The sequence below is a fragment of the Cryobacterium breve genome (assembly GCF_027594785.1).
GTDB lineage: Bacteria > Actinomycetota > Actinomycetes > Actinomycetales > Microbacteriaceae > Cryobacterium > Cryobacterium breve_A.
The window spans coordinates 3,277,826-3,303,324 of sequence record NZ_CP075584.1 but is presented as its reverse complement, the minus strand read 5'-3'; the positions used below and the strand labels follow the sequence as shown (position 1 = coordinate 3,303,324).

The window sequence follows — 25,499 nt, the reverse complement described above, 5'->3', positions numbered from 1 at the left end:
CACAGCAAAGCCACGGCATAACGAGGTGGGAGTCTGTGCCGCTGCGTCGCGAGGCACACATTCAGGTTAACAAAGGATGCTGCGCCGCGCACGCCGCTTTGTAACACGCGGTCACAGCATCCGCGGTTTTAACCCTCGATCAGCGTCGAAAGTTCGAGCCAGCGAGTTTCGAAGCTCGAGATGGAGGATTCGAGGCCCTGCAGTTCGGTGCCGAGCTCGCCGAGGCCGGCGTAGTCGTTCTGGTCGTGGCTGACCATGCTCTGGTTCAGCACGACGATCCGCGACTTCTGCTTGGCGACCTTGCGTTCGATGGAGGCGAGCTCCTTCTGCGCGTTGCGGAGCTCGGCGCCGCCGATGGCGAGGTTCCTGGCCGGCTTGCCTCCGGAGGTGTTCGAGGCGTTCGCCTCGGCTGGCTTGTCGGAGTCGTTGATCTGCTGCTTGCGCATCTCGAGGTACTGGTCGACGCCGCCGGGCAGGTGGCGGAAGCCGCCCTCGGTGACCGCGTACTGGTTGTCGGTGACGCGTTCGATCAGGTACCGGTCGTGCGAGACGACGAGCAGGGTGCCGGGGAACGAGTCGAGCAGGTCCTCCATCGCGGCGAGCATGTCGGTGTCCAGGTCGTTGGTGGGCTCGTCAAGGATGAGCACGTTGGGCTCGTCGAGCACGATCAGCAGCAGCTGGAGGCGCCGCTTCTGGCCACCGGAGAGGTCCTTGACCTGGGTGACGAGCTGGGCGCTCATGAAGCCCATCCGCTCGAGCATCTGGCCGGGGGTGATCTCCTTGCCTCCGGCGATGTAGCTCGTCTTCTGGCGGCCGATGACCTCGCTGACCCGGTCGTTCTGGATGCCCTCGAGCTCGAAGAGCTGCTGGGTGAGCACGGCGACCTTGATGGTCTTGCCGCGCTTGACGTGGCCGCTCGTCGGCTGGAGGGTGCCGGCGACGAGGTTCAGCAGCGTGGACTTGCCCGCGCCGTTGACGCCCATGATGCCGGTGCGCTCACCGGGGGCGATCCGCCAGGTGATGTCCTTCAGCACGTGCTTGTCCTCGAAGTCCACCGAGACGTCGATGAGGTCGACGACGTCCTTGCCGAGGCGCTGCATCGCCATCGACTGCATCGTGACGGTGTCACGGGGCGGCGGCTCGTTCTCGATCAGTTCATTGGCCGCGTCGATGCGGAACTTGGGCTTGGCGGTGCGGGCGGGGGCGCCGCGGCGGAGCCAGGCGAGCTCCTTCTTCATCAGGTTCTGGCGCTTCGACTCGGTCGCGGCGCTCATCCGGTCGCGTTCGACGCGCTGCAGGATGTACGCGGCGTAGCCGCCCTCGAAGGGCTCGATCAGGCGGTCGTGCACCTCCCAGGTCTGGTTGCAGACCTCGTCGAGGAACCACCGGTCGTGGGTCACGACCACGAGGCCGCCGGAGTTGGTCGCCCAGCGGTTGCGGAGGTGCCCGGCGAGCCAGGTGATGCCCTCGACGTCGAGGTGGTTGGTGGGCTCGTCGAGGAAGATCACGTCGTGGTCGCCGATCAGCACGGCGGCGAGGGCGACCCGGCGGCGCTGGCCACCGGAGAGGTCGTCGACGAGGGCGTCCCAGGGGATGTCGCGCACGAGTCCGCCGATGACGTCGCGGACCTTGGCGTCCCCGGCCCAGAGGTGCTCGTCCATGGTGCCGACGACGGTGTGGCCGACGGTCTGCCCGGAGGCGAGGGCGTCGGACTGGTCGAGCACGCCGATCGTGACGCCGCGGCGGCGGGTGACGCGGCCGTCGTCGGGTTCGATGCGTCCGGCGAGGAGGCTCAGCAGGGTGGACTTGCCGTCACCGTTGCGCCCCACGACTCCGATGCGGTCGCCCTCGTTGAGTCCGACGGTGACGGAGTCGAAGATGACGCGGGTGGGGTATTCAAGGTGCAGGGACTCGGCCCCGAGCAAATGTGCCATAGCTTACAACTTTACCGTGCGCGGCTGGGAGCCCGGCGCGCCTCCCGCCCCTGACGAATTCGACGGAGTTTTTGCGTTTCTGACGCGTGAGAGCGCGATCCAAGCGCTTTCCGGGCAAAATCTCCGTCGAATTGGTGAGGGCAAACGGATGCCTGGGCCGGGCGACGAGGGACGTGCGGGTGACGGGACCGTCAGTCGTGGACGAGACGGGCGCCGTGCACCGGGCCCGTCGCCCGCACCACGTGCAGGCGGGAGGCGCTCAACGCGACCTGGAGGCTCGAGCGCGCTGTCGGCATCCGCCACGAGGAATGCGACCGTAGGGCCGGACCCGGACACGATGCCGGCGAGGGCGCCGTTCTCTTCTCCGAGTTCGATGACCTTGCCGAGGCCGGGGGCGAGGTGCAGCGCCGGGGCCTGCAGGTCGTTGTGCAGCGACTCGGCGAGCATCCGTGCGTCGCCGGCGCGCAGGGCCTGGAGCACGTTGGCGTCGACAGTCGGCTGCGCCTGGGCCGGGAAGATGTCCTGGGCATGGCGCTCGCGGTGGCGGTCGAGTTCCTGGTACACACCGGGGGTGGACATGCCGAAGTCGGCCAGGGCGAGCACCCAGTGGAACTGGCCCTTGGCGAGCGCGGGGCTCAGCTGGTCGCCGCGGCCGGTGCCGATGGCGGTGCCGCCGGTGAACGCGAACGGAACGTCGGCGCCGAGTGTCGCCGCGATGGCGAGCAGTTCCTCGCGGGTCGCCTCGGTGCCCCAGAGTGCGTCGCACGCGAGCAGGGTCGCGGCGGCATCGGCCGATCCGCCGCCCATTCCCCCGGCGATCGGCACGTTCTTCTCGAGCTTGAGGTGCACGCCGCCGCGGTAGCCGGACCTGCGTGCGAGGGCGCGCGCGGCCCGGATTGCAAGGTTGCTGCCGTCTGTCGCGAGCGCAGAGGTGTCGATCGAACCGGTGAATTCGCAGGAGAAGTCGTCGGCGGGATAGGCGCGCACGTCTTCGCTGAGCGAAACGGCCTGGTAGGCGGTCGCGACTTCGTGGTAGCCGTCTTCGAGCACGGCACCGACCTTCAGGAAGACGTTGATCTTGCCCGGCGCCCGCGCGTGCACAACTTGAGATGTGGCCGCGTTGGTCATGGTTCTAACCTAGCTCAGCCGCACAGCCCCCTCGTGCGCGGTGCGCTTGCGCCTGGGCCTCTCGCGACCGAGTTGAGTTGCGGACAAAACACCCTCGTTGCCGACGGGAGGGTGTTTTTTCCGCAACTCAACTCGAGCAGGGGGTCAGGCGGGGTCGGCGGCGGTCCAGGACCTGGCGATGGCGAGGAACGCGTCGACGGTGAGCCTGCTCGCCGCGTTCGGTCGGGTCGATGCCGGCAGCTTCGAGGATTGCAGTCGCCGAGGCCGAGTCGCCGAGCACCGTCGAAAGCGACTGGCGGAGCATCTTGCGGCGCTGCTGGAAGGCGCCGTCGACGAGGGCGAACGTCGCGAGGCGCAGTTCTTCGCTCTCGAGCGGGCTCTCGCGGCGCTGGAACGCGATCAGGATCGAGTCGACGTTCGGCACCGGCCAGAACACCTGGCGGCTGACCTTGCCCGCGGTGCGGAAGGCCCCGTACCAGGCGGCCTTGACGCTCGGGCTGCCGTAGACCTTCGAGCCGGGGGGCGCGGCGAGCCGCTCGCCGACCTCGGCCTGCACCATCACGACGCCGGCGCGGATCGACGGGAAGTGCTCGAGCATATGCAGCAGCACCGGCACGGAGACGTTGTACGGCAGGTTGGCGACGAGCCGGGTCGGTTCGCCCGGCAGGTCCGTGATCTTGAGCGCGTCGGCGCGGAGCACGACGAGCGGCGCGTCGGGGTGCATCAGCTCGACCGTGAGCGGGAGCCTGCTCGGCAAGCCGGTCGTCGATCTCGACGGCGACGACCCGGGCGCCGGTCTCGAGCAGGCCCAGGGTGAGCGAGCCGAGTCCGGGGCCGACCTCGACGACGGTGTCGGCGGGGGTGATCGCGGCGACCTTGACGATGCGCCGCACGGTGTTGCCGTCGATCACGAAGTTCTGGCCGAGCTTCTTGGTCGGGTTGACCCCGAGCATCTCGGCGAGGTCGCGGATCTCGGCCGGGCCGAGCAGCGAGCGCGGGGTGGGCGCGGCGGATGCCCCGGGTCCGGCGGAACCGTTGGGCTCGCCAGGTGCATCGCTGGTCGGCGTCGCGGCATCCGTGGCCGGGGTCACGGGGAGGTTCTCGGCGTCGCTCACTGGAATCCCCCGAGGCTGACGCTTGGCGCGGCCGGCGCCGGTACGACGGGTTCGGCGTCCCAGCGCCCGTAGACGCGTTCGGTGGTGGTGGAGATCTGGGTGGCCAGCATGGCGACATCCGTTTCGAGGTGGTTGGCCATCGCGCGCAGGGTGTGCGGCAGCAGGTACGGCGCGTTGGGGCGTCCGCGGAAGGGCGCGGGGGTGAGGAAGGGGGCATCCGTCTCGACGAGCAGCAGCTCACGGGGAGCCGCAGCGAGCGCGGACCGGAGCATGCCGGCGTTCTTGAAGGTGACGTTGCCGGCGAAGGAGAGGTACCAGCCGTGTTCGGCGCAGATGGCGGCCATCTCGGCGTCGCCGGAGAAGCAGTGGAACACCGTCCGCTCGGGCGCGCCGACCCGCAGGAGGGTCGCGATGACCTCGGCGTGAGCGTTGCGGTCGTGGATCTGCAGGGCGAGGCCGTTCTGCTTGGCGATCTCGATGTGCGCCTCGAAGCTGCGGTACTGCGCGGCGAGGCCCTCGGGCCCGGTGCGGAAGAAGTCGAGCCCGGTTTCGCCGATCGCGACGACCCGGGGGCGCCCGGCGAGCTCGCTGATCTCCGCGAGGGCGTCGTCGAGCGTGCCGGCCTGCTCGTAGTCGGGGGCTTCGTTCGGGTGGATCGCGACGGCCGCGAGCATCCGCGGTTCGCTCGCGGCGGCCTCGGCCGACCAGCGGGAGGTCTCCCTGTCGCCGCCGACCTGGATCACGCCCTGCACGCCCACGCTCACGGCCCGGTCGAGCTGTTCGGAGAGGCTCAGCGGATGCTCGCCGTCGCTGATCTCGAGGTGGGTGTGGTTGTCGTACACCGGCACGGGGAGCGGCTCCGGCGGTGCCGGGTAGCTCAGGTCGCGTCCGGCGGTCTGTTCACGCTGGCGGACGGGTTCGTTAGCCAACCGTCGCCTCGATGCGCGGGAACAGCGCCTCGAGCGGGGAGACGTGGGTGCCGCCGGTCCACTCCCAGGCGCGGTCGATGCGCTGGTCGGTGACGAGGCCTTCGCCGCCGAGGGCGGACCAGAGCTTCGCGCACGCCTCGGGAACGACCGGGGACAGCAACACGGCGAGCGTGCCGAGGCCGCGCACGGCAGTGAACAGCACGGCGTCGAGCCGGTCGCGGTCTGCGGGGTCCTTGGCAAGTCCCCACGGCTCCTGGGTCGTGATGTAACCGTTGAGCTCGTCGACGAGTTCCCACACGGATGCGATCGCCTCGTGGATCGCGAGGCGGGAGATGGCCTCGCCCGCGGCATCCGTCACCCGGATCTCGGTGGCCCGGATGGCCGCGTCCGCGTCGGTGAAGGCGGTCGTGACCGGGATTTCGCCGTCGCAGTAGCGCACGACCATGGCGATGACGCGGGACGCGAGGTTGCCGAAGCCGTTCGCGAGCTCGGACTGGTACCGGGCCGAGAGGTCCTCCCAGGAGAACGAGCCGTCCTGGCCGAAGCTGATGGCGCGCATGAAGTAGTACCGGAACGCGTCGGAGCCGAAGGTGTCGGTGATCTGGCTCGGGGCGATGCCGGTGAGCTTGGACTTGCTCATCTTCTCGCCGCCGACGAGCAGCCAGCCGTGGCCGAAGACCCGGCGCGGCACCGGGAGCCCGGCGGCCATCAGCATGGCAGGCCAGATCACGGCGTGGAACCGGAGGATGTCCTTGCCGACGATGTGCGTGGCCGGCCAGAGCCTCGAGAAGCGCTCGTCGTCCTGGCCGTAGCCGGCGGCGGTGATGTAGTTGAGCAGCGCATCGAACCAGACGTAGACGACGTGGCTGTCGTCCCACGGCACCTTGATGCCCCAGTCGAAGCTCGAGCGCGAGATCGACAGGTCGGAGAGCCCCTGCTTCACGAAGGAGATGACCTCGTTACGGGCGGCTGCGGGCTGCACGAAGTCGGGGTCGTCCTCGTAGAGCGCAAGCAGGCGGTCGGCGAAGGTGCTCATCCGAAAGAAGTAGTTCTTCTCGTGCAGCAGCTCGACCGGGAGGGAGTGGATGGCGCAGACCTGCTGGCCGATGAACTCGCCGGTGCCCTCGATCAGGTCGCTCGGCTGCTTGTACTCCTCGCAGCCGACGCAGTAGAAGCCCTCGTACTCGCCCGTGTAGATGTGGCCGGCGTCGTAGAGGTGCTGCAGGAATTTCTGCGCGTTGACCTCGTGGCGTTCGTCGGTCGTGCGGATGAAGTCGTCGTTCTTGATGTCGACGGTCTTGAGCAGCGGCTTCCACGCGGTCTCGACGAGGCGGTCTGCCCACTCCTTCGGGGTGACGCCGTTCGCGGTCGCGGTGCGCAGGATCTTCTGGCCGTGCTCGTCGGTTCCGGTGAGCAGCCAGGCGTCTTCGCCGGCCTGCCGGTGCCAGCGCGCGAGGAGGTCCGCGGCCACTTCCGTGTACGCGTGACCGATGTGGGGCACATCATTCACATAGAAAATGGGCGTGGTGATGTAAAAGGATGCTCCGGCGGACATGCCCCCAGTCTATTGGGAGCAGCGGAGACCCCGGGCCGGGTTACGTCCCGCCTCCCGGGCGGCAAACCGGCCTAACGAATTCGACGGAGTTTTTCGGTTCTGAACCGGTTCAAACGCGTTCCCAGGTGCCGAAAACCTAAAATCTCCGTCGAATTGGTTACGAGGCGAGTCAGAACGGCAGGGGCGGATGCTGCGGCGCGGCCGGCGCACGCCCACCCGGCTTCTGCGCAAGGGCGGCCTCGTAGAGGTCACGCTTGCCGAGGCCGGAGACGGCGGACACGTCGGCGGCGGCCTCCTTGAGCCGGGCGCCGGCCGCGACCAGCGCGAGCACCTCGGCGACCCCGGTCGCGAGGTCGAGAACGCGCTTCTCGGCCCCGGCGACGACGATCGCGATCTCGCCCTTGACTCCCGCCGCGGCCCACTCGGCCAGTTCGGCGGCGGTCCCGCGCTTGACCTCCTCGAAGAACTTGGTGAGCTCACGGCAGACGACGACGCGGCGGTCGGCGCCGAGCACCTCCGCGAGGTCGACAAGCGAGGCGGCGAGCCGGTTCGGCGATTCGAAGAAGACCATGGTGCGGCGTTCGTCGGCCACCTCGCGCAGGGCAGACATCCGGTCACCGTGCTTGCGGGGCAGGAAGCCCTCGAAGGTGAACCGGTCGGTCGGGAGCCCGGAGACGGCGAGGGCGGTGAGCACGGCGGACGGGCCGGGCAGCACGGTGACCGTGACGCCCGCGGCGACGGCGGCGTCGACGAGGTGGAACCCGGGGTCGGAAACGGTCGGCATGCCGGCGTCGCTCAGCACGAGCAGGTCGGTGTCGCGGGCGAGCTCGACGAGCTCGGCCGCCTTCACCCGTTCGTTGTGGTCGTGCAGGCTGATCAGCTGCGGACGGTTCTCGATCCCGAGGGCCTTGAGCAGGTGCACGGTGACGCGGGTGTCCTCCGCCGCGATGACCGTGGCGGTCGTGAGCGCCTCGACCAGCCGGCGCGAGACGTCGCCGAGGTTACCGATCGGGGTGGCAGCGAGGATGATCATTCCCCCAGTCTCGCAGTCCGCGCATAACCACCGCTCACTACGATGGTCAGCGTGCTCCTCATACGCCGCTGGTTCCCGTGGGCCGGCCCCCTGTTCGTGGTCGTGCTGGCCGCAGTCCTCCGCCTCTGGAACCTCGGCTCCCCGCACGCTCTGGTCTTCGACGAGACCTTCTACGTCAAGGACGCCTGGAGCCTCTTCAACAACGGCTACGAGTCCACCTGGCCGGACAAGGCCGACGAGATCTTCGCCAACGGCAACGCGAACATCTTCACGGACATCGGCTCGTTCGTCGTGCATCCGCCGCTCGGAAAGTGGCTGATCTCGCTCGGGATGGCCGCGTTCGGTCCGGAGAACAGCTGGGGTTGGCGCATCGTGACCGCCGTGATCGGCATCCTCGCGGTGGTGCTGCTCATGCTCATCATCAAGAAGCTGTTCGGCTCGACCCTCCTCGCGGTCATCGGCGGGTTCCTGTTCGCGATCGACGGCAACGCGATCGTGATGAGCCGGGTGGCGCTGCTCGACAACTATGTGATGTTCTTCGCGCTGCTCGGCTTCGGGGCGATCCTGCTCGACCGGGACTGGCACGCGACCCGCCTCGCCGCCTGGATGGCGAAGCGGGCGGAGTCCGGCGAGTGGCCCGGCTGGGGCCCTGCGCTCTGGTGGCGGCCGTGGCTGCTCGCCGCGGGCCTCGCCTTCGGGCTGACCATGAGCGTCAAGTGGTCGGGCCTGTATTTCCTCGCCGCGTTCGGCGTGTACGTCGTGGTCGTGGACGCCCTCGCCCGTCGCCGGGCCGGCGTTCCGTTCTGGGCGAGCGCCGCCATCCTCAAGCAGGGTCCGATCAACTTCCTGCTGATGGTGCCGATCGCGATCGCGACCTTCCTCAGCTCGTGGACGGGCTGGTTCGTCACCAAGGGCGGCTTCTACCGCACCTGGGCCGACTCCCCCGAGACGGCCTGGACCGGGGCATTCGCCTGGGTGCCGCATGCCGTCCAGAGTTTCTGGCACTACCAGGTCGCCGCGTACACCTATCACGTCGGCCTCGTCACCCCGCACCCGTACCAGTCGAACCCACTGACCTGGCTGTTCATGGTGCGCCCGACGAGCATGTACTACCAGTCGTCGGCCGCCGGAGAGGGCACCTGCAGTTTCTCGACGTGCTCAGAGGCAATCACCGAGATCGCCAACCCGCTGATCTGGTGGGCCGGGGCCGCCGCGGTGCTCTACCTCGTCTATCGTCTCGCCCGGTACCGGGAATGGCGGGTGGGCCTCATCCTGATGGGCATGGTCGCCGGGTACCTGCCCTGGCTGATGTACACGGGCCGCACGGTCTTCCAGTTCTACTCCATCGCCTTCGAGCCGTACCTGATCCTCGCGCTCACCTTCGTGATCGGCCTCCTGCTCGGGCTCGCCCCCGGCACCGGAGGGGTCGTGGCCGCCTCTGCGCTGGCTCAGGGTCGCACGCCCGGACTTGCGCCCGGACTTGCGACCGGACTCGCGGCCAGCGAACCTCAGCATTCGGAGCGGGCGACCCAACTGACGAGCACCGAACTACGAACGGATGTCGCGGCGCGGGAAAGCGACCGGACCGTCGGCATCCGCGTGCTGATCGGCTACCTCGTGGCTGCGGTGCTGGTCAGCGCCTTCTTCTATCCACTCTGGACGGGAATGCAAATCTCGTTCTCGTTCTGGCAGATGCATATTTGGCTGCCGAGCTGGCGCTAGCCGCGTCCGGTTCCCCGGAATTCCGGGCGAAGGAGAACCCGCGGTTTCGTGCCGTTTCGGCGATTTGAGGACTCTTCATATGCCGTTTGGGCCATATAGCGACTGGGAAACGGTTGTGAATCCGACCCACGGACCGGGGGTGCGCCCGTAGGATACTTCTATCTGCACCACGAGTGATTGCTCCAGAACCGACTGAGAAGTCCAGATCCAAACCAAAGGCCTCATGTCGGAAGCATCCGTCGCACCCACGGTGCGCATCGTCAAGACCCGTCGGGGTGGCGACTCGAAGAATCCCACCACCGAGTACTCCTCGCTGCTGCACACCGTGCGCAACCTGGGCCTCCTGAAGCGCGCGACCGGGTTCTACTGGTTCGTCTTCGGCATGCTCATCCTCGCAACCGCGGGCCTCGGCACCGGTTTCGTGCTTCTCGGCGACAGCTGGTACCAGCTGATCATCGCCGGCGTGCTCGGCATCATCCTCACCCAGTTCGCGTTCCTCGCCCACGAGGCCTCGCACCGCCAGGTGTTCGAGTCCGGCCCCGCCAACGACAAGGCCGGCCGCATCCTCGCGAACCTGTTCGTCGGCATCAGCTACGCCTGGTGGATGAACAAGCACAGCCGTCACCACGCCAACCCGAACGTGATCGGCAAAGACCCCGACATCGACCCCGACTTCATCGTCTTCCGCGAGGAGGACGCCGCGAAGGTGTCCTGGCTCGGCTCGTTCGTCACGCGCAAGCAGGGCTACCTGTTCTTCCCGCTCCTGATGGCCGAGGGCTTCAACCTGCACGTCCAGGGCTTCCGCACCGTCTTCGGCCGGGGCAAGGTCGACAAGCGCTGGCTCGAGATCAGCATGCTGACGACCCGCATTGTGCTCTACGTCGCCGTGATCTTCTACTTCCTGCCGCTCGGCATGGCCTTCGCCTTCATCGGAGTGCAGCTCGCCGTCTTCGGGGTCTACATGGGCGCATCCTTCGCCCCGAACCACAAGGGGATGCCGCAGCTCCCCCACGACAGCAAGGTCGACTTCCTGCGCCGCCAGGTCCTGACCTCGCGCAACATCCGCGGCGGCACCTTCATGGACACCTTCATGGGCGGCCTGAACTACCAGGTCGAGCACCACCTGTTCCCGAACATGGCCCGCCCGCACCTGCGCAAGGCGCAGGAGATCACCAAGGAATACTGCCAGTCGCACAACATCCTCTACACGGAGACGGGTCTGTTCCAGTCGTACGGGATCGTCATCGAGTACCTCAACACGGTCGGCCTCGCCGCCCGCGACCCGTTCGACTGCCCCATGGTCGCGCGGTTCCACCACCGCTAAACCTCAGCAGCTGCGGCCCACGTCGTAACCTGCCGCCGAACCGTCACGCTCCGCCGGGCCCCGTGCCCGCCCGGAACGTGGCGGTTCCGTCGTTAAACGCCGCCGCCACACGCGCCACGTGCGCAGCTTCGCGCCAGGTGCGCAGCTTCGCGCCAGGTGCGCAGCTTCGCGCGCTACCTGCGCCGCTGCGCGCCAGGCGTGCGCGGAGCGCACCGGCGCAGTTGGCGCGCGAACGACTCGGGGCGCGGACGACGTCGGAGTAGGCTCGGATCCATGTGGCTGCCAGGCGTGCTCGTCGCGGTCGCCGCCGCACTCCTTGCCGGGCTCGTGCACGCCCTCGTGCCCGGAGTCCCGTTGCTCACGGCCGCCGTGGTGTTCGGAATCGTCGCCGGCCAGCTGCCGGTCGCGCGCCGGCAGCTCACCGGAGTGCTCGCACCGGGCCTCTCGGTCGCCTCCAAGCGCATCATGCGCCTCGGAATCGTGCTGCTCGGCCTCAAGCTCAGCCTCGTTGACATCCTCGGCCTCGGCTGGGTGACCATCGCGACGACCGTCGCGATCGTCGTTCTCACCTTCTTCGGCACGCTGTGGTTCGGTCGCAGGATCGGCTTGCCCGGGCAGCAGCCCCTGCTGATCGCTACTGGATTCTCGGTCTGCGGCGCGTCCGCGATCGGCGCCATGAGTGCCGTCGTGCACGCGGACGATGACGACACCGCCACACCGATCGCCCTCGTCACCCTCTGCGGTACCCTCGCGATCGCGGTCCTGCCCGCCCTGTGGCATCCGCTCGGCCTCGACGCCCTTCAGTACGGTCAGTGGGTCGGCGCGAGCGTGCACGATGTCGGCCAGGTCGTCGCCACGGCGCAGGTCGCCGGGCCGGCCGCCCTCGCCGTGGCGATCGTCGTCAAGCTGACCCGGGTGCTCATGCTCGCGCCGATCGTCGCCGGCGTGTCCCTGCAGGAGCGCCGCAGAGACGGCCTCGAGGCAGCCTCGACCTCGAATGCGATGCCTCTCCGCAGCGGCACGGATGCCACGACGCGGCATCCCCCGATCGTTCCGCTTTTCGTCGTTGGCTTTGTGGCTGCCGTGATGCTCCGCACCCTCGTGCCGGTGCCCGACGGGGTGCTCCTCGTCGCGGACACCCTGCAGACGTATTTCCTCGCGACAGCGCTCTTCGGCCTCGGCGCGGCGGTGCAGGCTCAGGGTGCTCGTGCGCACCGGCGGACGTGCACTGACGGTCGGCCTCGGTTCCTGGGCGCTCATCGCCGCCCTCGCCTACGGCGCCGTCCTCATCGCCTGACCGGTCGCGGGCTGCGGGTCGACCGCCTCGGTTCGCGCAGGTCGGGTCGCGCCGCAGACATATCACCTGTCGCACGCTTCGGGTCCCGCGAGAGTACACTTTTGGCCCTTTAAACCGCGAGTTTAAAGGGCCAAAAGTGTACTCTCGCGGGTGCCGCGAGCGCGGGTGCCGCGAGCGCGGGTGCCGTGCGGGCGCGCAGGGGCGCGCGCGGCGCATCAGCCGCGGGCGAGCCAGCCGCCCGGGCCGGCGTTGGGCGTGCGGGACAGGGCGAAACGGGGCGGCGCGGCCGCGGCATCCGTGGCCAGGTCCGCGAGGATCCTCCCGACCGTGGGCGTGAACTTGAACCCGTGCCCGCTGAAGCCGGCACCGACGGTGACGGGCCCGACCCGGTCGAGCACGAAGTCCTCGTCGGGCGTCGTCGTGTACGTGCAGCTGACCGGCACGAGCACATCCGCGTCGGCACCGGGCAGCCATTCGCGAACATAGCGCTGCAAGGACGCAAGCTGCACGGGCTCGGGCAGGAAGCTGCGCCGGTCGGGGTCGGTGACCGGACCGACGCCGTGCCAGCCGGCCTTGATCCCCTCTCCCGGGGTGTGCATGCCGTAGACCGGGGAGTACCAGTACCCGTAGTCCGGGTTGGCGGTGTCGCGGGCGTGGTTGAAGCCGGGCCAGTCCTGCGTCGCAGTGCCGCGCAGCGCGAAGTGCGCCGGCTGTTCCTGCGTCACCCGCAGCCGCGGCACCGAGACCACGCCATTCAGCAGCCCGGACGTCCACGCTCCGACGGTGACGACGACGTGTCGCGCTTCGATGACACTGCTTTCCGTCATCACGCGCACCCGGTCGTCCCCGAGTACCTCGACCCGCAGTACCCGCACACCGTGACGGATCTCCGCCCCAGAGGATGCCGCGGCCCCCTGCAGCGCCGACACCGCCGCATCCGCGTTGATCCGCCCGGCGTCGGGGTTGTGCAGCACCCGGCCGTCGAAGCGGATGCCCGGCCAGCGCTCCCCCGCCGCCTCCGGAGAGAGGAACTCGGCCCCGAGCCCCGCCGAACGCAGTGCGTCGGCGACGTCGTCGAACGCCGGGTTCGGCCCGTGGTTGACCACGCCGACCTGGTCGAAGACCGCGGTCTCGGACTCGGCCTCGAGCTCGCGCCAGAGGGGTACGGCCTCGGCGAGCATGCCGACGTAGGTCGGGTCGGCGTACGCCGTGTTGAAGTTGCGCGATGCGCCGTGGGAGGCGCCGTTCTTGTGTCCCGGTTCGAAACGCTCGAGCAGGAGTACGGGGAGCCCGCGCCGGGCGAGCTGCCAGGCTGTCGCCGATCCCATCGCGCCGCCGCCGATCACGACGGTGTCGACGCGCTCGATGGGCGCGGTGTGTCCAACTGATCCGAGGCTCATGCGCCCATCCTGCCAGCACCGGTGCGCCTGCCCGCCTCGACATGTCGTCCAGCGTCACAGACACGGGTGAGGTGTCGCAGATCGACGTTCGCGGCGCCCCTGAACGTCGATCTGCGACACCTCAGCACCCAACAGGCGCGGGGGTACACGGGAGCGGCGGCCGCGCGCCCCCGGACGAGGGCGGCCGACGCGCCTACGATGGACTGATGTCCGCGTATGTCTCGGCCCTCGACCTGTTCTCCATCGGGATCGGCCCCTCCAGCTCCCATACCGTCGGCCCGATGCGGGCCGCCCGCGCCTTCGCCGCGCACCTCACCGAAGGCGGCCGCCTCGGCGAGGTCACCCGGGTGAACTGCTCTCTCTACGGGTCGCTCGGATCGACCGGGCTCGGCCATGGCACCCCGGACGCTGTCCTCGCCGGCCTCACCGGCCTGCACGCCGAGTCGTGCGACCCGGCCGCCGTGCACGGCACCTGGGCGGGCCTGGGCGAGGGTGCAACGCTTCTCCTCGATGGCCGGCATGAGATCTCCGTGGAACACGGCGACATCCGCTTCGAACCGCGCACCCGGCTGCCCGGCCACCCCAACGCGCTCACCCTGCAGGCGTGGTCGGCGACGGATGCCCTCCCCCTGCTCGAGGAGACCTGGTACTCGATCGGGGGCGGCTTCATCCGCCGCGAGGGCGACCCGATGATCCCGCCGGCGGCGTCTCCCCGGCCGATGGACTACGACTCGAGCGCAGAGCCTGCTCGCACTGTGCGACGCCCGCGGGGTCGACATCGCCGCGATCGCCCGCGAGAACGAGGAGTCCATTCACGGGGCCGAAGCGCTCGACGCCGGGCTCGACGCGATCTGGGACGCTATGCACGTCTGCGTCGAGGCCGGACTGGCCACGGCCGGTACCCTTCCCGGTGGCCTGAAGGTCAAGCGCCGGGCCGCGGCCATTCGCATGCAGCTCGAGGAATATGAACTGCTCCCCCTGCGTGAACGGGACACCTCGACCGAGTGGCTGCACGCCTTCGCCCTCGCGGTCAACGAGGAGAACGCCTCAGGCGGCCGCGTCGTCACGGCCCCGACCAATGGCGCGGCGGGCATCATCCCCGCGGTCGGGCACTACTACCTGCGTTTCGTCCCCGGGGCGAATGCTGCGGGCATCCGCCGTTACCTGCTCACGGCGGCCGCGATCGGTTCACTGGTGAAGGCCAACGCCTCCATCTCCGGCGCGGAGGGCGGCTGCCAGGCCGAGGTCGGATCCGCGTGCGCCATGGCCTCCGGCGCGCTCTGCGCTGTGCTCGGCGGCACCCCGCGCCAGGTCGAGAACGCCGCCGAGATCGCGATGGAGCACCACCTCGGGCTCACCTGCGACCCGGTCGGCGGCCTCGTGCAGGTGCCGTGCATCGAGCGCAACGCGATCGCGTCGTCGACGGCGGTCTCCGCCGCCCGTCTCGCCCTGCACGGCGACGGCACTCACCTCGTCTCCCTCGACACCGTCATCGAGACGATGCGCCAGACCGGACTCGACATGATGACCAAGTACAAGGAGACAAGCGAGGGTGGTCTCGCCGTCAACGTAATCGAATGCTGACCCGGCGGATTCCGGGCGATTTCGCACGGGATTCCCCGCACCTGGACACGGCACCCACAGGCCGCACGCACCGGACCGGAAGCTTCGCACGTGAGGGTGGTCCTGCCGCCGGATGAGAGGCTCGGAAATCCGCACCCCTCGTTCAGGCAATCCACACCGCTCGTTCATCTCGGTGAACGAGAGTACAACCAGTCCTAACGTGTTGGGGCACTGAAGCTGACCGGCATCGGTCGGACCAGAAGAACGTGATGCGCGGGCGAGCACACGTTCGACCGGTCCGGCCGGGGCCGGTCGCTTGCTTTAAGCGGTCATCCCCTGCACCGAGCGCCGGTGTTCCGCCGCTTCGCGCGTGGTGAACCACCCGCGGAACGGCGCAACACCAGCGCTCGATGCTTACGCCCGATGGCCTGGCCGGCGGATGCCGCCTACCGGGTCTGGCGGAAGATCCGTTCGATGATCCCGACCACGCGGAGCGAGTCCTCCGGGTCGACGGGAGCGGGCGCGCCGCGTAGCAGTGAGTCGGCGACTCCCCGGTAGAAGGCCGCGTAGTCGCCGGGTTCCGTGGGCACCGCGTGCTGGGCGCCGTCGAGCCCGAGCATGCCCCAGGCCGACTCGTGTTCGATGCCGAAGCCGGCATCCGTCGGAAGCGCGCCGGCGGCCAGCGTGGCCTCCTGGCCGTCGAGGCCCCACTTCGTGTACCCGGACTCAGAGCCCAGCACGTGGAAGCGCGGCCCGACCTGGGCGGCCGTCCCGTTCATCCACAGGTGCGACCGCACCCCCGAACCGTGGTGCAGTGACACGAAGGTGTCGTCGTCGGCGTTCCCGCCGGGAACGCGGGTCGCGATCTCGGCGTAGACGTTGTCGATCGGCCCGAAGAGCCTGCAGGGCCTGGTCGATCAGGTGCGCGCCGAGGTCGAAAAGGATCCCGCCGCCCTCACGGACGCCTGCGCTCGCCTTCCACGCCTTGGCCGAGGGTGTCGGGCGCCAGAACTCGAACCGTGACTCGAAGTGCCGCACCTCGCCGAGGGCGCCCTCAGAGATGAGCGCCTTCAGGGTCAGGAAGTCGCCGTCCCAGCGCCGGTTCTGGAAAACGGTGAGCAGCAGGCCGAGCCGTTTGGCCTTCTCGATGAGGCCCTGGCCGGCGATGCTCGTCGGGGCGAACGGCTTGTCGATGACGACGGCGAGGCCCGCGTCGAGCGCGGCATGGGCGAGTTCCACGTGGGTGCCCGGCGGGGAGCCGATCACGACGAGGTCGAGGTCGTCCGCGGCGGCGATGAGCTCGTCGACGGTGTGCATCAGGCGTACGCCCGGATAGGTCTCTGCCGCCTGCTGGCGCCGCACGGGATCGCCCGTGACGATCGCGTCGAGGGAGAATTCGGGGTTCGCGGCGAGGAACGGGCTATGGAACACCCTCCCGGAGAGACCGAAGCCGATCACGGCGGATCGGATCGGGCGGGCGATGATCTCTGCTGCACTCATGCCTCCCACGCTACTCCGCGGGGCACCGGCCGCCCGCCGCCGCCGCGGCGCCCGACCCGGCACCGGCCCGACCGAGCCGAGCCGAGCACGAGCCCTGCCCTGCCCTGCCCTGCCTCAGAGCCGGTTGACCGCAGTGACCCGCACGTGCGCGGCGCCGAGTTCGTCCGATTCGGCGAGGTCGATCGTCGCGCTGATCCCCCAGTCGTGGTCGCCCGCCGGGTCGTCGAGGATCTGCCGCACGGTCCACTCCGTTGCGCCCTCGTCGAGGATCAGCATGCCGGAGCCGCGCGCGTTCGCGCCGGTCAGAACCTCGTCGTGTTCGGCGAAGTAGCCGTCCATGGCGTCGCCCCAGGCATCCGCCGTGAAGCCGTGCTCGCGGTCGAGCTCGCCGAGCGCGTCGTAGTTCTCGAGCGCCGCGAGCTGAACGCGCCGGAACAACTCGTTGCGCACGAGGATCCGGAAGGCGCGCACGTTCGTGGTGAGCCGGCGCGGGGGCGGCGGCAGCACCGAGACGGCGCCGGCTTCGTGCGCCTCGAGGTCGGGGTGGATGAGCTCCTCCCACTCGTCGAGGAGGCTCGAGTCGACCTGGCGCACGAGTTCACCGAGCCACTCGATCAGGTCGAGCAGGTCCTCGGTCTTGGCCTCGTCCGGGATGGTCTGCCGGGCGGCCCGGTAGGCGTCGGACAGGTAGCGCAGCACGACGCCCTCTGAACGGGCGAGCTTGTAGAACGCGATGAACTCGCCGAACGACATCGCCCGTTCGTACATGTCGCGCACGACGGTCTTGGGGCTGAGCTCGAGAGTCCGCGATCCACGGCTGCGATTCCTTGTAGGTCGTGAAGGTGTAGGTCAGCAGGCTCCTCGAGGGGCTTCGGCCAGGTGATCTCCTCGAGCAGGGCCATCCGCTCGTCGTACTCGATGCCCTCGCGCTTCATCGCGTTGACGGCCTCGCCGCGGGCAGCGAACTGCTGGCCCATCAGCACCGGGCGCGGGTCGTCGAGGGTCGCCTCGACGATGGACATCATGTCGAGCGCGTAGGTCGGCGACTCGGGGTCGAGCAGGTCGAACGCGGCGAGCGCGAATGGGGAGAGCGGCTGGTTGAGGGCGAAGTTCGGCTGCAGGTCCACGGTCAGGCGGATGTCGCCGCTCGCGCTCTGCTCGACGATCCCGGCCGCGCGCAGCGTCTTGTAGATGCCGAGGGCACGACGGGCGTGTGCGAGCTGGCGCTTCCACGGTTCGTGGTTGTCGAAGACGAGCTCGTAGACGTGCGAGAAGGCGTCTCCGCCGCGGCCGATCACGTTGATCAGCATCGCAGCGGTCATCTGCATGCTCGAGTGCATTGTCTCCGGCTCGGCGTTGACGAGGCGCTGGAACGAGGGCTCGCCCCAGGAGACGAAGCCCTCCGGCGCCTTCTTGCGGATGATCTTGCGCTTCTTCTTCGGGTCGTCCCCGGCCTTCTCGATCGCCTTGAGGTTCTCGGTCTCGTGGTCGGGCGCCTGGATCACGACCGTTCCGGCGGTGTCGTAGCCGGCCCGGCCGGCGCGCCCGGCGATCTGGCGGAACTCGCGCGCGTTGAGCCTGGCGCATCTTGACGCCGTCGTACTTGGTCAGCGCGGTGAAGAGCACCGTTCGGATCGGCACGTTGATGCCGACCCCGAGGGTGTCGGTGCCGCAGATCACCCGGAGCAGGCCGCGCTGGGCGAGCTGTTCGACGAGACGCCGGTACTTCGGCAGCATGCCGGCGTGGTGCACGCCGATGCCCATCCGAATCAGCCTGGACAGGGTCTTGCCGAAGCTCGTCGTGAACCGGAACTCGCCGATCAGGCTCCGCGATCGCTTCCTTCTGCTCCTTGGTCGCGACCTTGACGCTCGAGAGCGCCTGCGCGCGCTCGAGCGCGGCGGCCTGGGAGAAGTGCACGATGTAGACGGGCGCCTGGCCGGTCTTCAGCAGGTCCTCGACGGTCTCGTGCACGGGCGTGGTCTCGTAGTAGTAGTTGAGCGGGACCGGGCGTTCGACTCCGGTGACGACCGCGACCGTGCGGCCGGTGCGGCGGGCGAGGTCGTCGGCGATCTCGGTCACGTCGCCGAGGGTCGCGCTCATCAGGATGAACTGCACCCGGGGCAGCAGCAGGAGCGGCACCTGCCACGCCCAGCCGCGGTCGGGGTCGCCGTAGAAGTGAAACTCGTCCATCACGACCTGGTCGACCTGGGTGTCCTCGCCGCTGCGGAGGGCGAGGTTCGCGAGGATCTCGGCCGTGCAGCAGATGATCGGGGCGTCCGAGTTGACCGAGGAGTCCCCGGTCATCATCCCGACGTTCTCCGCACCGAAGATCTCGACGAGGGAGAAGAATTTCTCGCTCACGAGCGCCTTGATCGGCGCGGTGTAGAAGCTGCGCTTGCCGGCGGAGAGTGCGGCGAAGTGCGCGCCCACCGCGACGAGCGACTTTCCGGTGCCCGTCGGGGTGCTCAGGATCAGGTTCGCCCCCGAGACGATCTCGATCAGCGCTTCCTCCTGGGCGGGATACAGCGAGAGGCCCTGGTCGGTCGCCCACCCTTCGAACGCCGCGAAGAGGGCATCGGGATCGGTGACGGACGGGAGGGCGCTCAGAGTTGCCATGATCCTTCGATCCTGCCCTATCGCGCTGGTCGTTGCCTCCGGAAGGCCGGGCGCAGGAGGGAACGGGCTGGCGAAGCTCTGGCAAAACCACCAGCGAATCGTAAGGAATGCGCGGGCGCGCCCCCGCGCGGCCGCCCTAGGCTGAACGGATGACCGGCCCCGACACGCGCACGCCCTCCCCTGGTTCCCGCGCGCGCAAGACCGGGAACCGCGGCCGCACCGGACTCGCCGCCCTCGCCGGGATCGCGGCCGCCCTCGCCGGGCTCGGCGCCGGCGAGCTGGCCGCCGCCCTGCTCGCGCCGGCCGGCAGCCCGGTCCTCGCCGTCGGCGCCCTCGTGATCGACCTTGTGCCCGGCTGGGTGAAGGAACTCGTCATCGCCCTGTTCGGCACGAACGACAAGACCGTGCTGATCGTTACCCTCGCCCTCGGCGCCGCCGTGCTCGCCGCGGCGGCCGGGATGCTCGAACTCGTGCGCCCGCCGCTCGGGCGGGTGCTCACGGTCGCGGCGGGTGGCCTCGCCGTCTTCGCCGTGCTCAGCAGGTCGAGCGCCTCGACCCTCGACGCGCTTCCCGGTGTCGTCGCGATGGTCGTCGCGGCCGTGCTTCTCACCGTGCTGATCACCCGGCTCCGCGCCGAAACGGCACCCGCACCGGCACACACTGGGCCGGGCGGCGCCACCGTGGACCGCCGGCGTTTCCTCGCATACACGGGCACGAGCGCGGCCCTCGGCGCGGTAGCCCTGGTGATCGGGCAGGTCGTGTCCGCAGGCACCCGGGCAGCGGATGCCGCCCGCGCGCTCTTCACCCTGCCCGCGCCCTCCGTCACCGCGCCCGCGATCCCGCCTGCGGCATCCGTCGCCGTGGACGGCATCTCGCCGCTCATCACCGCCAACGCGGACTTCTACCGGATCGACACCGCCCTCCAGGTGCCCCGGATCGACCCGAGCACGTGGTCGCTCAAGGTCACCGGGATGGTCGAGAACGAGGTCGAAATGAGCTTCGCCGACCTGCTCGCCCTGCCCCTCGAGGAGAGCACGACCACCCTGATGTGCGTCTCGAACCCGGTCGGCGGCGACTTGATCGGCAACGCGACCTGGCTCGGCTACCCGATCCGGAACCTGCTCGCCCGGGCCGTGCCGACCGCGGGCGCCGACATGGTGCTCTCCCGCAGCCAGGACGGCTGGACCGCGAGCACCCCTCTCGAGGTCCTCACCGACGAGAACCGCAACGCGATTCTCGCCGTGGGCATGAACGGTGTCCCGCTCCCGCTCGAGCACGGCTACCCGGTGCGGCTGGTCGTGCCCGGCCTCTACGGCTACGTGTCGGCCACGAAGTGGGTCGTCGAACTCAACGTCACCCGGTTCGACCAGCACACCGCGTACTGGACCGACCGCGGCTGGTCCGAGCGGGGCCCGGTCAAGCTGTCCTCCCGGATCGACGTGCCGCGCTCGGGCGCCAGGGCCGGAGCCGGAACAGTGACCGTCGCGGGTGTCGCGTGGGCCCAGCACACCGGCATCCGCGGGGTGCAGGTGCAGGTCGACGGCGGCGCCTGGGAAGAGGCGACCCTCGCAGCGGCGATCTCGGCCGATACCTGGCGCCAGTGGACGTGGTCGTGGCCTGCGACGGCCGGCTCGCACACCCTCCGGGTCCGGGCGACGGATGCCGCCGGCCTTGTCCAGACGGATGTCCGCCAGGACGTCATTCCCGACGGTGCGACGGGTCTCGACGAGGTCACCGTCACAATCAAGTAGGGGCCGCGGCTCCACCCGCCCTTCGAGGCGACCCCCCTTCACCGAGGCAGGTCTGTGCACGTTGTGCACCGCTGCGCAAGCCCCGAGACAGCCCGGAATGCCGGGCGTATTCTCGTCAGAACATTCTGGCTGCCCGTTCCAGGGACCGCCTCAGCGCGAAAGGACCTATCATGCGCACCCAAGCCAACTTCACCGCCGCAGAGCTCCGGCACTTCGAGCGCCTTCTCCTCGAGGAACGCCACGACGCCTTCCTGGCCATGGGCCGCATGGACCAGACCCTCTCCGGGGTGCTCGACGCCCGCAACAGCGGCACCGACGACGACGAGCACGACCCCGACGGCCCGACGCTCACGATGGAGTGGTCCCGGATGTCGGGGGTGCACAGCGAGCTCGCTGCGAAGTCCGCGGCGATCGACCGCGCCCTCTCCCGGATCCGCGAGGGCGCGTACGGCCTCTGCGTGCGCCGCGGCGAGCCGATCAGCCACGAACGGCTCGAGGCCCGTCCGGCTGCGGAGCTCTGCATCGACTGCGCCCGCGAGGTCGAGGCCGGGGCGCGCTAGCAGCGCGGGAGCAGCGCATGCCGACGGTAGACGACGGCCACGACACCCACGAGCGGCGCCGCGAACCGCACTCCGGCCGCCACGGCGACGGCGAGCGCGAGCACCGTGCGCTGCCACGCGAGCAGGGTCCGTTCGGGCTGCAGTCCGGGGTCGAACGGATGCTCGGCGTCGTTCGATCCGGCTCCAGTTCAGCCAGGCGTGCACGGGCGCGAGCACGCCGACCGCGAGGAGGGCGAGCGCCGTGCGGATCCAGGCGAGGAAGGTGCGCTCGTTGGCGAGGCTGAACCGGGGGTCCGGTTCCCGGCCGTGTCCGTAGACCGACCGGGGAAACCGTACTTCGGGTATCTTGCTAGACCTCGTCGGCGACGGGAGCGGCGAACTGCGAGTTGTAGAGGGCGAAGTACGCGCCCCCGGCGAGCAGTAGTTCCTCGTGCGTACCCAGTTCGACGATCCGGCCGGACTCCATCACGAGGATGAGGTCGGCGTCGCGGATCGTGGATAGCCGGTGCGCGATGACGAAGCTCGTGCGATCGGCGCGGAGCGCGCTCATCGCCTTCTGCACGAGCACCTCGGTGCGGGTGTCGACGGAACTCGTCGCCTCGTCGAGGATCAGCACGCTCGGCTTCGCGAGGAACGCCCGCGCGATCGTCAGCAACTGCTTCTCGCCGGCGCTGACGTTGCCGCCCTCGTCGTCGAGCACCGTGTCATAGCCGTCCGGCAGCGAGTGCACGAACCGGTCGACGTAGGTGGCGCGTGCGGCGGCCTGGATGTCCTCCTCCGACGCCTCGGGGCGGCCGTAGGCGATGTTCTCGCGGATCGTGCCGCCGAACAGCCAGGTGTCCTGCAGGACCATGCCCATCCTGCCGCGCAGGTCGTCCCGGGTCATCTTTGCGATGTCGGTTCCGTCGAGGGTGATCCGGCCGGAGTCGAGCTCGTAGAAGCGCATCATCAGGTTGACCAGGGTCGTCTTGCCCGCCCCGGTCGGCCCGACGATCGCGACCGTCTGGCCGGGTTCCGCGACGAGGTTGATGTGCTCGATGAGCGGCTGGTCTGCCGAGTAGCTGAACGAGACGTCCTCGACGGTGAGCCGGCCGTGGTTGTCCGTCGGGCTCTCAGCGGGCTCGGGGTCTGCGGTCTGCTCTTCGGCGTCGAGCAGGCTGAATACGCGCTCAGCGGATGCGACGCCGGACTGCAGCAGGTTGGCCATCGATCCGAGTTGCGCGAGCGGCTGGGTGAACTGGCGGGAGTACTGGATGAACGCCTGCACGTCACCGAGCTGCATGGCGCCGGAGGCGACCTGCAGTCCACCGACGACGGCGATGCCGACGTAGACGAGGTTGCCGATGAACGTCATCGAGGGCATGATCAGGCCGCTGATGAACTGGGCGCCGAAGCTCGCGACGTAGAGTTCCTCGTTCTTGGCCGCGAAGCGTTCCTCGACCTCCTTCTGGCGTCCGAAGACCTTGACGAGGGCGTGTCCGGTGAAGGTCTCCTCGATCTGGCCGTTGAGCTCGCCGGTGTTGGTCCACTGGCCGACGAAGAGCTTCTGGGAGCGCTTCGCGATCAGCATCGTCGTCACGAGGGTGAGCGGGATCGTGACGAGGGCGATCAGGGCCAGGAGCGGTGACAGCAGGAACATCATCACGATCACGCCGACCACGGTCAGCAGGGACGTGACGATCTGGCTCATCGACTGCTGCAGGCTCTGCGAGACGTTGTCGACGTCGTTGGTCACCCGGCTGAGCAGTTCACCGCGCTGTACGGTGTCGAAGTACTTGAGCGGGAGCCGGTTGATCTTCGCTTCGATCTCGGCACGGAGGCGGAACACCGTGCGCTGCACGACGCCGTTGAGCACGTAGGCCTGGATCCAGCTGAACGCCGAGGACAGCACGTAGAGGATCATCGCCCAGAGCAGCACGGTGGAGAGAGCGGCGAAGTCGATACCGAGACCAGGGGTCAGGGTCATGCCGCTCAGCAGGTCGGCCTTGCCGGTGTCGCCGGAGGCGCGGAGGCCGGCGATGACCTGGTCCTGGGTGACCCCGGCGGGGAGCGCCTTCGAGACGATGCCGGCGAAGATCAGGTTGGTGCCCTGGCCGAGAAGGCGCGGGCCGATCACGGAGAAGGTCACGCTGATGACGGCGAGCACGACGACGACCAGGAGCCAGAGCCGTTCCGGCCGGAGCTTGCCCATCAGGCGCTTCGCGGAGGGGCCGAAGTTCATGGCCTTCTCAACGGGCATGCTCATTCCGCCCATGGGGCCGTGGCCGCCGCCGGGGCCGCGCCCGCCGCCTGGCCCGCGGGCCGGCACTGCCGCCGCGGGACGTTCGGTTGACTCGCTCATGCTGCTTCCTCCGCTGTGAGCTGTGAAGACACGATTTCCTGGTAGGTCGTGTTGGTGTCGAGGAGCTCCGCGTGGGTGCCCCGTCCGACGATCCGGCCGTCCTCGAGAACGAGGATCTGGTCGGCGTCGATGATCGTCGACACTCGCTGGGCGACGATGATCATCGTGGCCCCGTCGGTGCCGACCTTGAGGGCCGCCCGGAGCCGGGCATCCGTCGCGAGGTCGAGCGCCGAGAACGAGTCATCGAAGATGTAGATCTCCGGCCTCTTGACCAGGGCCCGCGCGATCGCGAGCCGTTGCCGCTGTCCGCCGGAGACGTTGGTGCCGCCCTGGGAGATGGGCGCGTCGAGGCCCTCGGGCATTTCTTCGACGAAGTCCTTCGCCTGGGCGATCGTGAGCGCCTGCCAGAGTTCGGCTTCGGTCGCGTCGGGCTTGCCGTAGAGCAGGTTGCTGCGCACGGTGCCGGAGAACAGGTAGGGCTTCTGCGGCACGAGGCCGATGTGGCCCCACAGCAGGTCCGGATTGAGCTCGCGCACGCCGACGCCGTCGACGAGCACCGTGCCGCTCGTCGCGTCGAAGAGCCGCGGGATCAGGTTGATCAGGGTGGTCTTTCCTGAGCCTGTGCTGCCGATGATGGCGGTCGTCTCGCCGGAACGGGCGAGGAAGCTCACGTTGCTGAGCACGGGCTGCGCGGCGCCGGGGTAGGCGAAGCCCACGTCGAGCAGTTCGAGCACTCCGTGGCCGATGGTCGCGTTGACCGGGTTGAGCGGCGGGACGACGCTCGACGGGGTGGCGAGCACCTCGCCGATGCGGTCGGCGGAGACGGTCGCGCGCGGGATCATCACGGCCATGAAGGTCGCCATCATGACGGCCATCAGGATCTGCATCAGGTAGCTGAGGAACGCGATCAGCGTGCCGACCTGCATCGAGCCGTCCTGGATCCGGAAGGCGCCGAACCAGATCACGGCGACGCTCGACACGTTCAGCACGAGCATCACGATCGGGAACATCAGCGCCATCAGGCGACCGGCGCGGAGTGCCACGTCGGTGACGTCCTCGTTGGCGACGGCGAACCGGGCCGTCTCACGGTCTTCGCGCACGAAGGCGCGAATCACCCGGATGCCGGTGAGCTGTTCCCGGAGGACCCGGTTGACGGTGTCGATCTTGACCTGCATGGTGCGGAACAGGGGAATCATCCGGACGATGATGAGCCCGACGGCGATGAGGAGAACCGGAACGCTCACGGCGATCAGCCAGGACAACTGCACGTCCTGGCGGATGGCCATGATCACGCCGCCGATCGAGAGGATCGGGGCGGAGACCATCAGGGTCGAGGTCATCAGCACGAGCATCTGCACCTGCTGCACGTCGTTCGTGGAGCGGGTGATCAGCGACGCGGCGCCGAACCGGGTCACCTCCTGCTCGGAGAACTCACCGACCCGGGTGAACACCGCGCCGCGCAGGTCTCGACCCAGGGCCATGGCCGACTTCGCGCCGAAGTAGACCGCGATGATCGAACAGATGATCTGCGCCAGGGTGATCAGCAGCATCAGGCCGCCGGTGCGGAGGATGTAGCCGGTGTCACCGGTGGCGACGCCCTGGTCGATGATGTCGGCGTTGAGCGTCGGCAGGTACAGGGAAGCGATCGACTGCGCGAGCTGGAACACCACCACCGCCGTCAGCAGCCGCCAGTATGGCCGTAAGTACTTCACGAGTAATTTCCAGAGCAT

13 protein-coding genes and 7 pseudogenes are annotated in these 25,499 nt (G+C 69.0%); 6 read left to right on the top strand and 14 right to left on the bottom strand.

Translation table 11 applies throughout. The annotated features are described in order from the left end of the window. Positions 1–128 precede the first annotated feature (128 nt). From KIV56_RS16080 to rsmI, 6 genes and pseudogenes are all read right to left on the bottom strand, one after another. Complete coding sequence (locus KIV56_RS16080; protein ID WP_281534222.1) at positions 129–1,934, bottom strand: ABC-F family ATP-binding cassette domain-containing protein; 1,806 nt, start codon at positions 1,932–1,934, stop codon at positions 129–131. Between the two features lie 191 nt (positions 1,935–2,125). Then, positions 2,126–3,062 (bottom strand): annotated as a pseudogene (locus KIV56_RS16075) (4-(cytidine 5'-diphospho)-2-C-methyl-D-erythritol kinase). Positions 3,063–3,206: 144 nt separating this feature from the next. Next, positions 3,207–4,015: pseudogene (gene rsmA, locus KIV56_RS16070) on the bottom strand (16S rRNA (adenine(1518)-N(6)/adenine(1519)-N(6))-dimethyltransferase RsmA). 158 nt (positions 4,016–4,173) lie between these two features. After that, entirely contained in the window at positions 4,174–5,106 is a 933-nt protein-coding gene (locus tag KIV56_RS16065) for a TatD family hydrolase (protein WP_281534221.1), read from the bottom strand. Beyond that, a complete protein-coding gene (metG, locus tag KIV56_RS16060; RefSeq protein ID WP_281534220.1) occupies positions 5,099–6,661 on the bottom strand; it encodes a methionine--tRNA ligase in 1,563 nt (520 codons plus the stop codon). The genes KIV56_RS16065 and metG overlap by 8 nt, the downstream gene beginning before the upstream one ends. Before the next feature lie 169 nt (positions 6,662–6,830). Then, complete coding sequence (gene rsmI / locus KIV56_RS16055) at positions 6,831–7,694, bottom strand: 16S rRNA (cytidine(1402)-2'-O)-methyltransferase (RefSeq protein ID WP_281534219.1); 864 nt, start codon at positions 7,692–7,694, stop codon at positions 6,831–6,833. A gap of 51 nt (positions 7,695–7,745) precedes the next feature. On the opposite strand from rsmI, the gene KIV56_RS16050 reads away from it, so the two are divergent. The 3 genes and pseudogenes from KIV56_RS16050 to KIV56_RS16040 all read left to right on the top strand — a co-directional run bounded on the left by KIV56_RS16050 (position 7,746) and on the right by KIV56_RS16040 (position 12,037). Continuing rightward, complete coding sequence (locus tag KIV56_RS16050; RefSeq protein WP_281534218.1) at positions 7,746–9,416, top strand: dolichyl-phosphate-mannose--protein mannosyltransferase; 1,671 nt, start codon at positions 7,746–7,748, stop codon at positions 9,414–9,416. A gap of 223 nt (positions 9,417–9,639) precedes the next feature. Further along, a complete protein-coding gene (locus KIV56_RS16045; RefSeq protein ID WP_134448201.1) occupies positions 9,640–10,740 on the top strand; it encodes a fatty acid desaturase family protein in 1,101 nt (366 codons plus the stop codon). A 273-nt stretch (positions 10,741–11,013) separates the two neighbouring features. After that, a pseudogene (locus KIV56_RS16040) lies at positions 11,014–12,037 on the top strand (YeiH family protein). A 215-nt stretch (positions 12,038–12,252) separates the two neighbouring features. Here the strand turns inward: KIV56_RS16040 and KIV56_RS16035 are convergent. Next, positions 12,253–13,437 (bottom strand): FAD-dependent oxidoreductase, encoded by a 1,185-nt coding sequence (locus KIV56_RS16035; RefSeq protein WP_281534217.1) that lies wholly within the window; start codon positions 13,435–13,437, stop codon positions 12,253–12,255. 206 nt (positions 13,438–13,643) lie between these two features. Here KIV56_RS16035 and KIV56_RS16030 point away from each other — a divergent pair. Further along, a pseudogene (locus KIV56_RS16030) lies at positions 13,644–15,021 on the top strand (L-serine ammonia-lyase). 425 nt (positions 15,022–15,446) lie between these two features. On the opposite strand, the gene KIV56_RS19960 reads toward KIV56_RS16030, so the two are convergent. From KIV56_RS19960 to KIV56_RS16020, 3 genes and pseudogenes are all read right to left on the bottom strand, one after another. Further along, positions 15,447–15,866, bottom strand: a complete 420-nt coding sequence (locus KIV56_RS19960; protein ID WP_348648578.1) for a Gfo/Idh/MocA family oxidoreductase — start codon at positions 15,864–15,866, stop codon at positions 15,447–15,449. A 94-nt stretch (positions 15,867–15,960) separates the two neighbouring features. Continuing rightward, positions 15,961–16,500: pseudogene (locus KIV56_RS19955) on the bottom strand (Gfo/Idh/MocA family oxidoreductase); the annotation flags it as partial. A 114-nt stretch (positions 16,501–16,614) separates the two neighbouring features. Next, positions 16,615–19,117 (bottom strand): annotated as a pseudogene (locus KIV56_RS16020) (DEAD/DEAH box helicase). A 149-nt stretch (positions 19,118–19,266) separates the two neighbouring features. Between KIV56_RS16020 and KIV56_RS16015 the strand changes: the two are divergent. After that, positions 19,267–20,868, top strand: coding sequence for a molybdopterin-dependent oxidoreductase (locus KIV56_RS16015; protein ID WP_281534216.1), 1,602 nt, complete (start codon positions 19,267–19,269; stop codon positions 20,866–20,868). Between the two features lie 170 nt (positions 20,869–21,038). Beyond that, positions 21,039–21,428 (top strand): TraR/DksA family transcriptional regulator, encoded by a 390-nt coding sequence (locus KIV56_RS16010; RefSeq protein ID WP_281534215.1) that lies wholly within the window; start codon positions 21,039–21,041, stop codon positions 21,426–21,428. Here the strand turns inward: KIV56_RS16010 and KIV56_RS16005 are convergent. The 4 genes and pseudogenes from KIV56_RS16005 to KIV56_RS15990 form a co-directional block, all read right to left on the bottom strand. Further along, a complete protein-coding gene (locus KIV56_RS16005) occupies positions 21,425–21,553 on the bottom strand; it encodes a hypothetical protein (RefSeq protein ID WP_432432643.1) in 129 nt (42 codons plus the stop codon). The genes KIV56_RS16010 and KIV56_RS16005 overlap by 4 nt on opposite strands. A 13-nt stretch (positions 21,554–21,566) precedes the next feature. Further along, positions 21,567–21,773 (bottom strand): annotated as a pseudogene (locus tag KIV56_RS16000) (YidH family protein); the annotation flags it as partial. Positions 21,774–21,777: 4 nt separating this feature from the next. Further along, entirely contained in the window at positions 21,778–23,769 is a 1,992-nt protein-coding gene (locus tag KIV56_RS15995) for an ABC transporter ATP-binding protein (protein WP_432432565.1), read from the bottom strand. Next, complete coding sequence (locus KIV56_RS15990) at positions 23,766–25,499, bottom strand: ABC transporter ATP-binding protein (protein ID WP_281534214.1); 1,734 nt, start codon at positions 25,497–25,499, stop codon at positions 23,766–23,768. The genes KIV56_RS15995 and KIV56_RS15990 overlap by 4 nt, the downstream gene beginning before the upstream one ends.